This window comes from Pseudoalteromonas sp. CNAT2-18.1 (assembly GCF_022347865.1).
GTDB lineage: Bacteria > Pseudomonadota > Gammaproteobacteria > Enterobacterales > Alteromonadaceae > Pseudoalteromonas > Pseudoalteromonas ruthenica.
This window is the reverse complement of sequence record NZ_JAKRFR010000001.1, coordinates 65945-80816: the sequence shown is the minus strand read 5'-3', so window position 1 is coordinate 80816 and position 14872 is coordinate 65945. Positions and strand designations below refer to the sequence as shown.

The following is a 14872-nucleotide window of genomic DNA, read 5'->3' as shown; positions in this document are numbered from 1 at the left end:
TTATCCTCTGTTGTTATAGAACTTCCATGCCAACCCAAAGCCAAAGGCAACACTGTGGTTGCGCTCCACCAGTGGGCTATCACGCCACTTTGCATCCTTGATGCGATAATACTTTACAAACCCGCCAAACCACCAGCGCCTTGAGTCATAACTTAGCCCCATAGACACTTCTTCACCGCCATATCCGTTACCACTGGTGTATTCGCTGCGCAGTGAATTAGCGGCCGCCGCTGGCACTGCATAAAAGTAGTCGGCGTATTGTGAACTGGCATAATTAATTGCCAAACGGCTGGTTAACGTGATGCTTTGCGCTCCTTGTTGCCACAATCGCTGCCGCCACTGGGCATAAGGTCCCGCCTTAAAGCCAATATCATCAATACGGGTGAAATCCGTTGCCAGTGCCTTACGGGTAAACACGCCAAGCTTAAAATAACTAGGTTGGTTATAGTGGCCGACAACATAATAATCCAATGCAGGGCCCAACTCGAACACCCAGTCCAAATCGTCCATGCCATCGCGCGCTTTACTCTCACCGCTGTCTACTGCAATTCCAGCGGTGGCAGAGATGTCCAAATGCCAGTTATTATGCTGCCATAAGTAACCGGTGGCGCTGCGCCTATCAAGGTTTAAGCGTTCAGAGCGATAGCGCACATAAGGCACTGGCAACGTGTAGCTTTTTGACTCACGGGCACCGATATAAAGCGGAATATTAGCATGAAATACCCCCGCTCCAAGCTCAAGCTCTGCACTGAAACTCGAAGCGCTGTACAGCGCTAAAACAAACGCAAAGCAACGCGTTATCACGCTCATGGCATGCGCTTAAAAATCAGGGATGTGTTAATGCCACCAAACGCAAAGTTATTACTCATGACATAGTCACACTGTAATTTGGTTGGCTGGCGCAGATAATCCAGCTGTGCACACTGTGGGTCAACACTCTCAAGGTTAACGGTAGGCGCAAACCACCCCTCACGCATCATTTCGATACTGGCCCACGCCTCGATGGCACCACACGCGCCTAACGTGTGACCTAGGTAGCTTTTGAGCGAGCTAATGGGTTTACGGCCAAGGGCATTAAAGGTGGCATGAGATTCGGCAATGTCACCGCGATCGGTGGATGTGCCGTGAGCGTTAACATAGCCTATTTGTTCGCCATTAAGCTGGGCATCATCAAGGGCCATAGTGATCGCCATTTGCATGGTATCGCTGGTCGGCTGGGTCACATGCTCACCATCGGAATTACAACCAAAACCGACGATTTCCGCATAAATAGTCGCACCCCGTGCTTTGGCGTGCTCGTACTCTTCTAAAATCAGTGTTCCCGCACCCTCACCTATCACTAGCCCATCGCGGTCTTTATCAAACGGCCGAGGCGTATGCTTAGGTGCGTCATTACGACAACTGGTGGCGTATAAGGTATCGAATACGGCGGCCTCGGTCACACAGAGCTCTTCGGCGCCACCGGCAACCATGGCTTTTTGTCGACCGAACTTAATGGCCTCATAGGCATAGCCAATGCCCTGTGAGCCCGAGGTACAGGCGGAGCTGGTGGTGATCACCCGGCCTTTGATACCAAAAAACACGCCAATATTAACCGGCGCAGTATGGGCCATCATCTGAATATAGCTGGTTGCCGTCACCCCACTCATCTGCCCCGATTTCATCATATCAGCGAAGGCAATAAGCGGCGGCGTTGAGCCGGTTGACGAACCATAGGCAATGCCGGTATCGCCATTGGTAAGTGCCGGGTGCTCAAGCAAGCCTGATTGCGCCAATGCCCGCTCGGTGGCCACCGTGGCCATCAATGCGACGCGGCCCATAGAGCGCACCATCTTACGTTTATAGTGGCTAGGGCGCTGAAAGTGCGTCACCGGCGCCGCTAATTTGGTATTCAAATCAGCTACATCTTGCCATTGCTCCATCACTTTAACGGCGTTGTCGCCCTTCTCTAGCGCACTGCGCAGGCTCGGCCAGTCATCCCCTAGTGCCGTAATACAAGACATCCCTGTAACCACAACCCGTTTCATTACACTAACCCACCATTGACTGAAATAACTTGGCGGGTAATGTACGCCGCCGGATCAGAGGCTAAAAATGACACCGTTGCCGCGACCTCTTCAACATTGCCCATACGCCGCATCGGCACATGTTTTAATAGCTCCTTGGTATCGAGCTGCTCGGTCATTTCCGTGGCAATCAACCCGGGAGCGACACAGTTGACGGTGATTTTACGTTTTGCCAATTCCAGCGCTAATGCTTTTGTAGCACCGATGATCCCTGCTTTGGCGGCGCTGTAATTCACTTGGCCACGATTGCCAGCGATGCCCGATACCGAAGCCAACGTAATAATACGCCCACCCTGACGGGCACTGACCATTGGCATAACCGCCGGGCGGACAACATTATAAAAACCATCTAAGCCAGTGCTAATAACCGTGTCCCATTCGTCGTCGGTCATCGCCGGAAAGGCGGTGTCACGCGTGACTCCGGCATTACACACCACACCATAATAAGCACCATGTTCGGCAATATCTTGCTCTATGCTTTGGCGTGCTGAGTCTCTATCAGTGACATCAAAGCACAGGACTCGTGCACTGCGGCCCATAGCTTGGATTTGCTCACTGACTTTTTGAGCTTGCTCACGCTGGGTGCGACAATGCAAGATAATGTCAAACCCTTGCTCGGCAAGGGCCAGCGCGATGGCCTTGCCTATACCTCGGCTTGAACCGGTGACTAAAATCGCTCTACTCATTGGTTTTCCTTAATAAACTTCATCGGGTCGGCAGGCTGAAATACATTAATTTTGGCTTCGAGATAACGCTCGTTATCGCATTCAATGGTGCAATCGAAAACACTGAGCCCGGACTCGTCCTGCACCACTTGCGTGACATAAATATCCAGTGTGCAGCCAAGCTTAAAGACCGGCTTTAAACAGCGGATTTTTCGACTGCCTAATAAGAAGCCAATTTTAACACCACGCTGGTGCTGACAATCGTGAGCACCGGCATAGGCGGCGATACTCTGCGCCATATATTCGCTGCCGATATAACTTTGCACCCCATTGATATCACGCTGGTAAAAAGCACTGTCTGGGGTAATGGTCACTTGGCAATGGGCGCTGTCACTATCAAACGAAATCAGCTCATCAATCAACACCATGGGAGGGCGATGCGCCAGCAATTCGCTTATAGGTCGATGGTTGTTGGTCACGCTATTTCTCCAATAATGATACTGGCGTTATTGCCACCAAAAGCAAAAGAGTTACTCATACATGTTTTCGGCCGTTCCCGAGTGGGTTGTTGTACAAGATTAATCGTCGCCAAGGAGGCATCAAGGGCGTAGCCGCTATGATATGGCAGCGTTAGGGTCTTCCCTAAACGTTGCTGTTCTATCAGCAGCCAACATAATCCAGCCTCTATTGCGCCGGCGGCACCCAAGGTATGGCCGGTAAGATGCTTCGAGGAACTTACCAGCGTTTGCGCGCCGATGACATCGGCAATGGCCCGTGCTTCCATGGCATCATTTTTTACCGTTGCAGTACCGTGGGCGTTGATGTAATCAATATCTGTGGCTGTCAAAGCCGCCTCGGCCAGCGCCTGGTGCATTGCCGCTATGGCACCTTGACCTTGCGGCTCGGGTGCAGACATATGGTACGCATCGGAGCTACTGCCACAGCCTAATAACGCACAGCGCGCTGAGCCAAAATCCGCTGAACGAGTCATAACGAATAAACCCACACCTTCGCCAATATTAATGCCATCACGCTGCTGAGCAAAAGGCTGGCAAATCCCGGCGCTGGTCGATGCCAGTGCTTTAAAGCCATTGACGGTCAATTGACACAAGCTGTCAGCTCCGCCACAGATGACCGCATCAGCCAGCCCTGCTTGTAACATTGCTTTGGCGCTGCTCAGTGCTTTACTGCTAGAGCTACAGGCGGTGGAAATACTGTAGCATGGCCCCTGTAAGGCAAGCTTATCGCGAATATACTGCGCAGGGGCATCCAATGATTGCTGGTGGTAGTGATAGTGATCCGGCCAGCTACCATGGCGGGCTTGCTGTGCTCGAGCACGCTCACCATCATAAATATCAGCGGTGCTGGTGCCGATGATTACGGCAATACGATGCGCTGCTACGCGGCTGCGCAGCTTATCTAAGGTATTAGTTAATTGCGCCAAAGCAAGGTCTATCATGGCGTTATTGCGCCCGGTGCTATCAAGGGGCAAATTGGCGACCTGACCTAAGTAGGGGGTCATGCCCTCATTATCTAGCCCAGCGACTTGAGCCAAACCACTGCGCTGTTCGCCGCTCAGGGCATCGAGATGGGCACTGGTATCCGCTCCTAATGCGCTGACAAGCGCGAGGTCGTTTAACCAGGCGTTCATAACCCCACCTCGGTAAATATAATTTGGTATTGGTGCATATAATTAGTTAACGTTGTTGTGACGCCTTGGTACTCTATGCGCAGTAATAGCGTGTGAGCACGTTTAATTTCCCTCACTCGGGTCGCGCCGCGCTGGAATTCCTGTATTTGCGCCCCTTTTAACTGCGCCTTGAGTTGCTGCATGGGCCAATGCACCAATTGTACATCGGCCAAAATGTACTCCGGATCAATCGGCAGCGTGGCTAACTGAGTGCTTACGCTGATTTTCTCATCATCACTAAAGGCCATGGACAACAGCGGGATACCTGCCCCCGAGGTCAACACCAAGCGCAGCTCACCGCTTTGATTAACGGCCAGTTGGCTCAGTAGTGTAGCACTGCGCTCAGCCCGAGAAAAAGTCAGCTTTTTTTGCCACTGTTGCTGATGTAATGACGGCGGTGCAACACCCATATCGAAGCTCACCCCAGCGGCTAAGTCAACGCTTTTGACGTTGCGCTCTGGCACCGCAGTACAGGCCGATAACACGGTGACAATAATTATCCATACAGCCCGCATTATTGAGTTTCCATGTTACAAAGAGTCGCAAGCACATCAAGACGGCGCTCACTTTGTGCCACATAGGGATTAGTTTCATCCCAGGCATAGCCTGCCAAAATGGCGCTGATCATGCGCCGCACATCACTGCGCTGCTGTGGATAAAAAATAACATCCTGAAAACGGCCATCGTACCAAGCGAGGACAAAGGTTTTAAAGCACTCTACCCCTTGTTTAAGTGGTTGGGCAAAGTTTTTGTCAAAATCCACTTTTTCGCCACGCAAAAAGCCATCGACAACCGGCGCTGCCAATGACGCCGATTTCAACGCAATCGTCACCCCAGATGAAAACACCGGATCAAGAAACTCCCCAGCATTCCCCAATAACGCATAGCGCTTGCCATACAAGCGACTGACATCCGCAGAATAGCCGCCTAAGCGCTGGGTATCAGTGATTGCCTGCGCCGAGTCAAGCAACGCTGCTAGATTTGGCTCCTGGCCTACCAGGCGCCATAAGTTTTGTTGTTCACTGAGGGCCTCGTCAAAGTACTCGGGCTCACCCACCACTCCTAAGCTGGCGCTACCATCGGCAAAAGGGATAAGCCAATACCAGATGTCGCGATGCTGCGGGTGCACGGAAATTAAAATTTTGTTTCTATCAAAATTTGCGGCGCTGATATGGTCGTTGATATGACAGAAATAGGCCGTTCTTGTGGGCAAACTAGAGCGGCGCTCTAGATCAAGTAAGCGCGGCAACACCCGGCCAAAACCACTGGCGTCGAGCACAAATCGTGCTTGCAGCCGATAGCTTTGCTGTTCGCTGGCCACGGACAGTTCGATATGCTCATCATGTTCTTGCAGCGCTTCAACTCGATGGCCGTAGCGAATCTCCACCCCCTGGGCCTGGGCGGTATCGGCGAGCAACTTGTCAAACGCTGCACGTTTGACTTGATAAGTAGTGCCACGCCCTGCAGAGAACTTGTCGGTAAAGTCGATAGCGGTATCCGTTCCTTGATAATGAAACGCGGCGCCATTTTTAAACTGAAAACCCAGCTCTTCGGCATGCTTGTCCACGACCTCGTCCATGCCGGCTTCGCTAAGGTAGGCCATGCATTGCGGCAGTAGGCTCTCGCCAATGGAAAAGCGCGGAAAATGCTGACCTTCAAGCACCACCACGTGCCAACCACGCTGGCGCAATAAGGCACTGACTAACGCCCCAGAGGGACCAGCACCGATGACCACAACGTCCGTCTGTTCAGTCTGATTTATCATTTTTATTCTCAATACTTAGTGGCGCTACCCAGTAAACAACAATAAGCCCGATCAGCACGGCAGCACCAAATTGGCTGATAGCGGGGGTATTCGAAAACACTAACATCGCGAATACCGCCAAGGACGACAACGCTGACAGGCTAATGGCAACAAAGGTGGTCGGCTGACGCCCTGATTGCTGATAAAAAATAAAATAATCAACAGCTAACGCTAACACTAGGATAAGCCCCAAGGTATGAAATACCGACAGGGGCATAACGACCGCAATAAGGGTTACCACCAGCAACGCGCTTAGCGCCAACCAAGCAACCATGGCAGCCCCTCTGCGCAGGCCAAAAAACGCTATAAATACAATGGCTATGGCCAGGACTGCGAGCGCTAAAGCCCAATGAATACTGTGATGAAAGTGCGCTAACATGGCGCTCAGCTGGCCGGGCACATCCACCAACTGCATATCTTCAAACTCTGCCAGATAACCGCTCAGCGAGGCATGTTCAAGCGCGCTGACGGTGCTCAATGAATAAAAATATGGGCCTTGTTTGATAGGCGCAAGAAATACATCGGCCAGTGGCCCTTGAGCAAACTGCTCATAGCTCAACAGGGTATTTGCATCCGCTGGCAGCGCGGCGCCGCGTAATTGCGCCAAAAAGCTAAACCGTCCCTGCTGCTGCGCCTGGCGATAAAGAGTTAAAGCCTGTTGTTGGCTTTGCTGGCTAGGCAGGGCCACGCTGAGACCCTGAAATCGCCCTTGATGCAGTTGCACAAAACTGCGCACGCGCTCTTCGTTTATTAATAACTGCTCGATGCTTTCGCCTCGCACTAGCACCTGAAACGTTGGCCCATCACCATTTAAGTACAAGTGATGGCGCTTTTGCGCTTGCATAAGCTGCGCTGAGCTTGCATTAAAGCTGGCGATAGAATCGTTGACTTGTGGCCATTGCACACTCAGCAACAGGCCACTCACGCCCGCAAGAGTCAAAGCGATGGCACCTTTGCGCCGGCGCAGTCGAGCAAACAAGGTTAATGCGCAATCAGCAGTACTCAGTGCCAAGGGGCGTAATTGCGTAGGTCGCTGGGCGCGGATCACCACAAAGCGCACGAAAAACCAAGCGCCGCACAATCCAGCAACAATAAAAATAGCGACATCTTGCAATAAGCTCATCGGCGCGGTGAAAAAGCAGGCGTAGCCGAGTGCTGTCGAGCCAAGAGCCAGCAATAACCCGCGTTTCAGTGCTACGCTGTAGCTATTGCTTTTTTTGGCTCTGTCGCTCAGCGCATGCAACGCGTAATCGATGGCGACACCAATTAACGTCGTGGCGAACACTAAACTCAACACATGCAGTTGTTGGCGCAGCAATAAAAGCGCTAGCGCGCCTGCGAGCACTGCACTGCTTACGGTTAATAAACTCACCCACAGTGGCCAAACGCCGCGTATGGCGAGCAATACAAAAACAGTGAGTAACACCAGGCTCGCCAAGCCAAAGCGATTCATCTCCCATTGCGCTTGCTCCGCGTTTTCACTGTTATGAAATAGCACTCCAGAGTATTCAATCTCGGTTTCTGGGTGGGCTTGGCGAAGCGCACGAACCGCGTTTACAAGCTCCGCTGCCAGGGCATTGTTTTGCCATATTGTTGCTGTCGTCGTCACCTCACTGACCAGCAGCCAAACGGGAGGCTTACCTCCTTGGCGCCATTGTAACTTACCATCGACGAGCCCTAATTGCTGACCTGTTGCAAAGGTGTCTAAAAAGCTAAAGGTTGCTAAGGATGGGTCATCACTGATACTGCTTGATAACCAAGGTGAGGCGGTCTGTGATAATTGCCGCTGAGCATAGTGACTAAAGGCCGTGGGTGAGCGCAGCGCTTGTTGATAGCCCTCGCTCATGAGCGCGCCACGATAAGGCTGGTAGAACTCGGTGATACGCTTAAGTGTCGGTTGTACTTTAACCTTAAGCGACGGGTGTTGTTGCAGTTGCTGCGCCAGCTCATGGTAAGCATTGACCGCCGTTTTGCCACTGAAGGAAAACACCAACTGGTTTTGCGCCGTACTTGATAGCTGCTGTTGCGCGCTATAAAACTGCGCATCGACGGCTTGAGTGGGCTGGCGCTCCAATAAGGCCATCATATCAGCACTGATACGCACTTCTTTCAGTGTCCACACCGCTACTGTGCAAAGCAGCAGGAAGGTGGGCCACAGTACGATGCCTACAGACCTTGCCCAGCTGCTCACTGCGTCGCTCCATTAGGGGTAAGGATGATTTCAGTGCGAGTGCCTTTTCGCTCATACAAGCCAATAAAACGCACCTGCTGTTGGCTGTCTTGGCAGCTGACAAGGTGCGTGAACAAGCTTTTTAACTCTTGGCTTTGCGCCAACAGTTTAAGGCACGACCAAGGCTTGGCGGCAATCCGCTCGGGCCGGGTCGCAGGTTCGCTAATAAAAAACTGCGCCAGTTGCTGCGGGTCCTGCTGTAATAGTGCCTGTAATAAGGAGCTATAAGCACCACTTTGCGCCTGTTTAACAAACTGATCCTCACCTTGGCGCTCGAACACGCCCTCACTATCAATACGCAGTACATTTTCTATCGGCGTTTGGGTGTGCCACCAAAGTTGCTGCGCCGTGAGGCGATAACTGCCGGTGCTGACAAAGGCGTTATCAAAGCCAGCGAAGTGCTTATGTTGCTCAAACTGCCCTTGCTGCGCCGCAGCCATAAAAGAGCACAGCATCATCAACCCCGATAGCCACTTAGTCACGATAGCACCTGCGCTAGCTTGTCACCGATAATGCGTGGCGACACAAATTGCATTTCTTGGGTGGCTCTATCGACCGCCACTTGCACGGTATAGGCCTTCGTGAGGCGCTTATTCGAGGCACTGTCGAAGATCACATAGTCAATTTTTAGCCGCGTTTCATATTCTTTTAGGTAAGCCTCTACGCGAATGCGCTGCGTAAAAGAGGCCGAGCCTACGTACTTGATACGCATATCGACAATAGGCCAATCATAACCAGAATCGCGCATTTGCAAATAGTCGTAATCGAACTTGCGCAACAACTCACAACGCGCAACCTCAAGGTAGCGGGCATAATTGCCATGCCAAACAATTTGCATTGGGTCACAGTCGTGAAATGGGATCTCAATATCAACGGCTGCGCTCAATAGCGTATTTTTATTATTCATAAAGGGTCCAACGCTGGTTTTGAATGTACTCGACGGTTTGCCGCAGGGTGCTCTCTAGTGGTCTGTCTTCTTCGAGATTAGCAAAATAACCACTGATGTCTTGATACATGCTAACAATGTCAGCGCTGAGCGCGCTTTGTTGCAACTCGCCGCGCTGAATACGTAGTCGCAGACCTTGCACTGCTGCCAACAGCGTGCATGCTAATACTTGCTCGGTCAACTCCAACACCCGCAGACAATCTCTAGCGGCGATGGTGCCCATACTCACCTTATCCTGATTGTGACATTCGGTGGAGCGGGAAAAAACACTCGCCGGCATGGTTAACTTTAACGCCTCGGCGGTAAACGCTGATGCGCCGATCTGCACCGCTTTAAAGCCATGGTTAATATAGCGGCGCTGCTGTTGGGCATCACTCAGGTTACTGGGCAAGCCGTTGTTATAACGGGTGTCCACCAAGGACGCTATTTGCCGGTCGGCAAGATCGGCTAAATTAGCCACCGCATTTTTCATGCTGTCCATGGCCATGGCGATATGGCCGCCATAGAAATGCCCTCCGTGCAACACATGCTCCCCTTCACCATCGATAATGGGGTTATCGTTCGCGGAGTTCAGCTCATTTTCAATAAACTGCCGGAACCACGGCAAACTATCGGCCAACACGCCAATAATATGTGGCGCGCAGCGAATAGAGTATCTATCTTGCAAGCGGTCGGCATTGCGGGGGTGGCTATAGTGGTTAAGATCGTCTCGGATCCACTTTGCCACTTGCTGTTGGCCGCTGTGCGGTTTCACCGAGAATAGAATCTCATCAAAGTGATGGCTATTGCCTTTGAGAGCGATAGAGCTCAGGGCGGTGATACGAGTGGCTAACTTGACGGCATAACTGGCACGCTCAAAGGCAAGACAGGCTACTGCGGTCATCACCGCTGTGCCATTCATCATCGCTAGGCCTTCTTTAGGACGTAGCGTAATCGCCGTTAAGCCGCTTTGTGCAAATGCTTCTTGGGCGCTCATTACTTGCTCGTTAAAGCGTACCTCACGCTCGCCGACTAAAGCACCGGCCACGTAAGACAAAGGCGTTAAATCGCCACTGGCCCCCACCGACCCCTCTTGCGGGATAAGCGGTAAAATGTCGTGGTTAATCATATCACGCAGTAAGTGCAACAGCTCCCAGCTAACACCTGAGTAGCCTTGCGTCAGTGATGCTAAACGGGTCGCAAGAATCGCCCGTGTTTGCGCAGCATTGAAGTGTGCGCCTAAGCCGCAGCCATGAAAGCGGGTTAAATGCAGCGGCAGCTCTTTCACCAAATCAAGAGGAATATCTACGGTCACCGAATCGCCATAACCGGTGGTCACCCCGTAAATCACCCCTTCTTTTTCCAGGAGTTGATCTAAAAACGCAACCCCTGCATCAATCTTGCGCTGCAGATGCGCTGAGGTGCTGATCTCTGCATTCACTGAAGCATGGGCAAAGGCGACAATATCTTCAATGCGAAGCGGCTTTTCGCCGAAATGAATCGTTTGACGGCTAGACACGAATTAGCTCTCCTTGTGGCGCGCGCTGTGCTCATCACGCTGCCAAAAATCAAAAAAATTAAACCATTGGTAAGGGTACTGCTGCACAACAGTCTCTAGCTCCTGCACGTAATCTTGGATTATTTTCTCCAGCGCTTGCTGCCTGCTCTTGCGTGGTAACGACAAGCCGTCACTGTATTTGTTAAAGTGCACATCAAAGCCGCGTCCGTTGCGCATGCAAAATAGCCAATAAATGGGGCACTCCAGTAGCGCAGCTAAAATAAAAGGCCCTTGCGCGAACGGCGCGGGGAGGCCTAAAAAAGGACAATATTGCACGCGCCCGATTGCCGTGGTGCTGGTTCTATCACCGACGATAACCACAAACTCCCCCTGCTCAACCTTGGTTTTCAGTAAAATTGCCAAGTCCGGGCCGAGTTCACTTACCTGGATAAGGTTAACTGAGACATTAGGGTTAATGCGTTGCAAGGTGCGGTTAAACTCCACCGCATGATGGGTAAACACCAACACATTGATTACGCAGTGGCTGTGGCGCATACCTAACGCCCGGCACACCTCCATATTTCCCAAGTGGGAGCCGATAAAAATAGCCCCTTGCTTATGCGCCACTAAATCATCAAACAAATGCTGATTACGGTAATTGATTTGCGCTGGGCTAATGCGACCTAACCAAGCGTCTATTTTATCAAAGGCGCTATCGGCAAAGGTACAAAAATGTTTCAGCCCGGTGCTAAAACGCCACGGTGGCTGAGTGCTGTTGTACCTATGTAAATTCTGCCAGTACTGCTTTGAGGCTGCGCGCGCCTTGCCTCCGGTGAGGTAAAAGTAAAACACCACAGGAAAAAGAAACACCCACAGCACCATGCGACCAAAGAGCTTATAGACCGCCAATAAAAACTGCATGCCCCAGTAACTGCCGCGTTCCTGCATTTTCGACCAATGTGTTTGGCTCATGAGTCTACCCTGGGCTTGCGCAGCAATAACTTAGGTAACCGAGGCAGCATGGCGAAAAATAATCGCGTATGCAGCCAGCTAATTTTGAGATTATCGTGCAGCGGCTGAAAGTGTGATACGCCCTGCTCTGGATAGATCACCTGGGTATCGATAAACAGCGAAGGAACACCTCGCCAATACAGACGCACCATGACCTCAATATCAAAATCCATACGCGTCCCCAAGGCACGGCTATCAAACAAGGCGATACACGGGGCCAGTGGATAAACACGAAAGCCACACATGGAGTCTTTAATCGACAGGCTCAGGGTTTCTACCCACACCCAAAAGTGGGTGATATAGCGGCTTAAATAGCGATGCTTGGGCACCGACTCATCATACACCGGACGACCGCTGATAAGGCAATGGGGGTGAGCCTTGGCTTTAGCGATAAGCTTTTGCATATCGGCCAAACAATGTTGACCATCGGCGTCTACTTGCAAGGCATGAGTGTACCCTTGAGCATAGGCCCAGCGCAGTCCGGTTTGCACCGCCGCGCCTTTGCCACCATTAACCTGGTGCCTAAGTAAATGTAAACAATCAAAACGCTCGCTTAACTGCTGCAAATAATGCTGTGCTGAAGCTGCACTGCCATCATCCACCATCACAATATCTAGGCCCATAGGCTCAAGTTCAGCAATGACATCAGCAATCACCTGCGTATGGTTATAGTTGGGGATCACAATGCACAGTTTCATGCGTCACTCGCAAACACAATACGACCGCTGGCATGCTGGCCTTTGTGCGAATAATACCGAAAAGTGAACTTATGCTCGCTTTTTTTCTCAAGCGCTAGGGTCACTTCCAGCCCTGGGGTCATGACCACCTGAAACTTGAGGACTTCGACATTTTCAACCGCATTATGGTAGCCAAAATATTTGCGTCCATAGTGGATGGCCCAATCCAGTTGCACCACCCCGGCCAAAATCGGCGCATCGGGAAAGTGGCCCTTAAAGTAATCAAGCTGGGGCGCAAGCGATAAGGTTAGCAATACCTCATCCGCTTGCTCATCAACGCCAACAATATCGGGGTGAGTGACTTTAAAATCAGTCAAAATACGACTCCAGTTCACTGGGCACTAATTTGCCTTGTGAGTTGTAGGGTAAGCTTTGAAGATAGCGCCATTTACGCGGCAAACAGACCGCTTCGAATTCTAGACCAAGGTGCACTTTTAGGGTTTGGCTAATATGTTTACGCGGACATTGTTCGAACTGTTCTAGGCCCTCGCGAGTGAGCACCACAAGCGCGCCGAGGCGACCCGTACTTAACTGCATAATGGCCGCATGGTTGACCCAGGGGTGAGCTATTAGCCGGGCCTCCATACCCACTAGGTTCACCCGCTTTTCCGCCACTTTAACAGTGCGGTCGGCGCGCCCTAAAAGCATAAACTCGCCGTTGCTTAACAGCTGAACTTTGTCATCTAAGCGCATTGGCTCGTCTAATAATGGCGATTTTAGTGTTAGTTGTCCGTTGTGACGCACCAAGGTAACACCTGGGAACGGCTGCCAAGGGACAGCGCCGCTGGTGCTGACTTGGCGATAAGCAATGCCACCGGTTTCTGTGCTGCCATACACTTGGATAATGGCGCGCTCGAACTGCTGATACAATTGTGTTGCATCGCTGTCCTCTAGCGGTCCACCGGAAGAAAATAGCAGTGCGAGATTGCTGCGCTTGCCACCGAGGACATTATCTTGCACTAACCGCGAATACTGCGCCGGGGAGGCAATCAGCACCCAATTGTTAGGCGCTTGGGAATCAATATACTGCGCTAGGTGCTCAGGATAGTGGAACATTGGTCCGTGCCAGCAATGGCCGAAACGGGCAGGCCATAATACTTTAAAAAGTAAACCGTAAATATGCTGATGGGACACCATAGCCACAAACCGTGGTGAGTCAGTAGCAAGGCGAGCCATAAAGGTTTGCTCGAGTGTGTTGAGCTCGCGATTTATCGCTGTCCAAGTTTTGTATATGGCTTTCGCGGGGCCACTGCTTCCTGAGGTAAAGAAGATCAACCGACCGCTTATTTTATCATTCGGCCAATAGATATTGTCATTGCGCTGTTCGGCCAATGATGAGCTGGACGTATCGTCGAGCGCCTCATCAATATAGCTAAACCCGCCTTCAGAGGCTGCACTGTGTTCGCCGCAAAAAAATGCGCTTAACTGACGCATTTTCGCCAGGGTCTGCGGTTGCGCATTAGGCGGTAAGATAATGTCTATGGGGTTTTGTGCTAACGCCATGAGGCGGATAAAGAATTCAACGCTGTCGCTGTGATACAGCACCACCGCTGTGCTCATATCCAGCTTTTTATAATGTGCGCTAAACGCATTGATACGCTTAATCAGTGTATCAGCAGTGATGAAGGCGTTCTCGTCACTGGCACAATTTGGCGCCAATAGGTCGATTAATTTATTTAAGCTGTCCATTGCTCTTTAACCACATTCTATAAGCAAACTCACCGCCACCCAAAATGCCCATCGCTATATAGGCGACTAAGCCATTGTACACAGTCCAAAGCACCATATCTTCTAGTAGCACGGTGTAGGCAGCAAGAGCCGCATTGAGCACAAAGAAAACGGACCATATTTGCGTCACTCGATAGGTGTAACGCACGCCTTGGTCGCTTAATTGTGGCTCGCGCAGTCTTGCAAAGCGCTCTATCATGCTGGGTTTATGCACCAGTGTATAAGCGAACGCTGCCGCCATAACAAGATTAACAATCACCGGATACCATTGCAGTCGCTGAGGCTGTGCGCTGACTAAGGCACTGGCCACTAAAATAACGCCTGCCACGGAAGTGGGTAATAGCCAGCCACCCAGCACTTGAATACGCAAGCTCAAAGCGGCACGAATAATAAGCAAAGCCAATAACAGCCACATGATTTGTTGACTATATCCTTGGGATAAACCGAGATACACCAATACAGGGTAAGCCAGCAAACAAATAGACAGCAGCGTGTTAATAATTGCTTTGAGCATGAGG

At 51.2% G+C, this 14872-nt stretch carries 16 protein-coding genes; all 16 read right to left on the bottom strand.

The features are described 5' to 3' along the window. The 16 genes from MHM94_RS00370 to MHM94_RS00295 are packed head-to-tail and all read right to left on the bottom strand — an operon-like array spanning position 1 to position 14868. Positions 1-810: a MipA/OmpV family protein gene (locus MHM94_RS00370; protein WP_235418268.1), complete on the bottom strand. Its 810-nt coding sequence runs from the start codon at positions 808-810 to the stop codon at positions 1-3. Next, positions 807-2027 (bottom strand): beta-ketoacyl-ACP synthase, encoded by a 1221-nt coding sequence (locus MHM94_RS00365; RefSeq protein ID WP_235418267.1) that lies wholly within the window; start codon positions 2025-2027, stop codon positions 807-809. The genes MHM94_RS00370 and MHM94_RS00365 overlap by 4 nt, the downstream gene beginning before the upstream one ends. After that, positions 2027-2752: a 3-ketoacyl-ACP reductase FabG2 gene (locus MHM94_RS00360; protein ID WP_022943861.1), complete on the bottom strand. Its 726-nt coding sequence runs from the start codon at positions 2750-2752 to the stop codon at positions 2027-2029. Before MHM94_RS00360 ends, MHM94_RS00365 begins: the two co-directional genes overlap by 1 nt. Next, positions 2749-3210 carry a hotdog family protein gene (locus tag MHM94_RS00355; RefSeq protein ID WP_235418266.1) on the bottom strand — a complete coding sequence of 154 codons (462 nt, stop codon included), beginning with the start codon at positions 3208-3210 and terminating at the stop codon, positions 2749-2751. The genes MHM94_RS00360 and MHM94_RS00355 overlap by 4 nt, the downstream gene beginning before the upstream one ends. After that, the gene (locus MHM94_RS00350; RefSeq protein ID WP_235418265.1) at positions 3207-4382 is read right to left on the bottom strand and encodes a beta-ketoacyl-ACP synthase; all 1176 of its coding nucleotides are present in this window, start codon (positions 4380-4382) and stop codon (positions 3207-3209) included. The genes MHM94_RS00355 and MHM94_RS00350 overlap by 4 nt, the downstream gene beginning before the upstream one ends. After that, entirely contained in the window at positions 4379-4936 is a 558-nt protein-coding gene (locus tag MHM94_RS00345) for a DUF3261 domain-containing protein (RefSeq protein WP_235418264.1), read from the bottom strand. The genes MHM94_RS00350 and MHM94_RS00345 overlap by 4 nt, the downstream gene beginning before the upstream one ends. Then, a complete protein-coding gene (locus MHM94_RS00340; RefSeq protein ID WP_235418263.1) occupies positions 4936-6186 on the bottom strand; it encodes an NAD(P)/FAD-dependent oxidoreductase in 1251 nt (416 codons plus the stop codon). The genes MHM94_RS00345 and MHM94_RS00340 overlap by 1 nt, the downstream gene beginning before the upstream one ends. Further along, on the bottom strand, positions 6170-8416 hold the full coding sequence (locus tag MHM94_RS00335) for a hypothetical protein (protein ID WP_235418262.1): 2247 nt from the start codon (positions 8414-8416) through the stop codon (positions 6170-6172). Before MHM94_RS00335 ends, MHM94_RS00340 begins: the two co-directional genes overlap by 17 nt. After that, positions 8413-8937, bottom strand: a complete 525-nt coding sequence (locus tag MHM94_RS00330; RefSeq protein ID WP_235418261.1) for a hypothetical protein — start codon at positions 8935-8937, stop codon at positions 8413-8415. Before MHM94_RS00330 ends, MHM94_RS00335 begins: the two co-directional genes overlap by 4 nt. Next, entirely contained in the window at positions 8934-9362 is a 429-nt protein-coding gene (locus MHM94_RS00325) for a thioesterase family protein (protein ID WP_053909352.1), read from the bottom strand. Before MHM94_RS00325 ends, MHM94_RS00330 begins: the two co-directional genes overlap by 4 nt. Next, on the bottom strand, positions 9355-10899 hold the full coding sequence (locus MHM94_RS00320; protein ID WP_235418260.1) for an aromatic amino acid ammonia-lyase: 1545 nt from the start codon (positions 10897-10899) through the stop codon (positions 9355-9357). Before MHM94_RS00320 ends, MHM94_RS00325 begins: the two co-directional genes overlap by 8 nt. Positions 10900-10902: 3 nt before the next feature. After that, a complete protein-coding gene (locus tag MHM94_RS00315) occupies positions 10903-11850 on the bottom strand; it encodes an acyltransferase (protein WP_235418259.1) in 948 nt (315 codons plus the stop codon). Then, on the bottom strand, positions 11847-12587 hold the full coding sequence (locus tag MHM94_RS00310) for a glycosyltransferase family 2 protein (protein WP_235418258.1): 741 nt from the start codon (positions 12585-12587) through the stop codon (positions 11847-11849). The genes MHM94_RS00315 and MHM94_RS00310 overlap by 4 nt, the downstream gene beginning before the upstream one ends. Then, the gene (locus tag MHM94_RS00305; RefSeq protein ID WP_045979919.1) at positions 12584-12943 is read right to left on the bottom strand and encodes a thioester dehydrase; all 360 of its coding nucleotides are present in this window, start codon (positions 12941-12943) and stop codon (positions 12584-12586) included. The genes MHM94_RS00310 and MHM94_RS00305 overlap by 4 nt, the downstream gene beginning before the upstream one ends. Further along, positions 12936-14315, bottom strand: a complete 1380-nt coding sequence (locus MHM94_RS00300) for an AMP-binding protein (RefSeq protein ID WP_235418257.1) — start codon at positions 14313-14315, stop codon at positions 12936-12938. The genes MHM94_RS00305 and MHM94_RS00300 overlap by 8 nt, the downstream gene beginning before the upstream one ends. Further along, entirely contained in the window at positions 14299-14868 is a 570-nt protein-coding gene (locus tag MHM94_RS00295) for a hypothetical protein (protein ID WP_152441665.1), read from the bottom strand. The genes MHM94_RS00300 and MHM94_RS00295 overlap by 17 nt, the downstream gene beginning before the upstream one ends. Between the last annotated feature and the right edge of the window lie 4 nt (positions 14869-14872).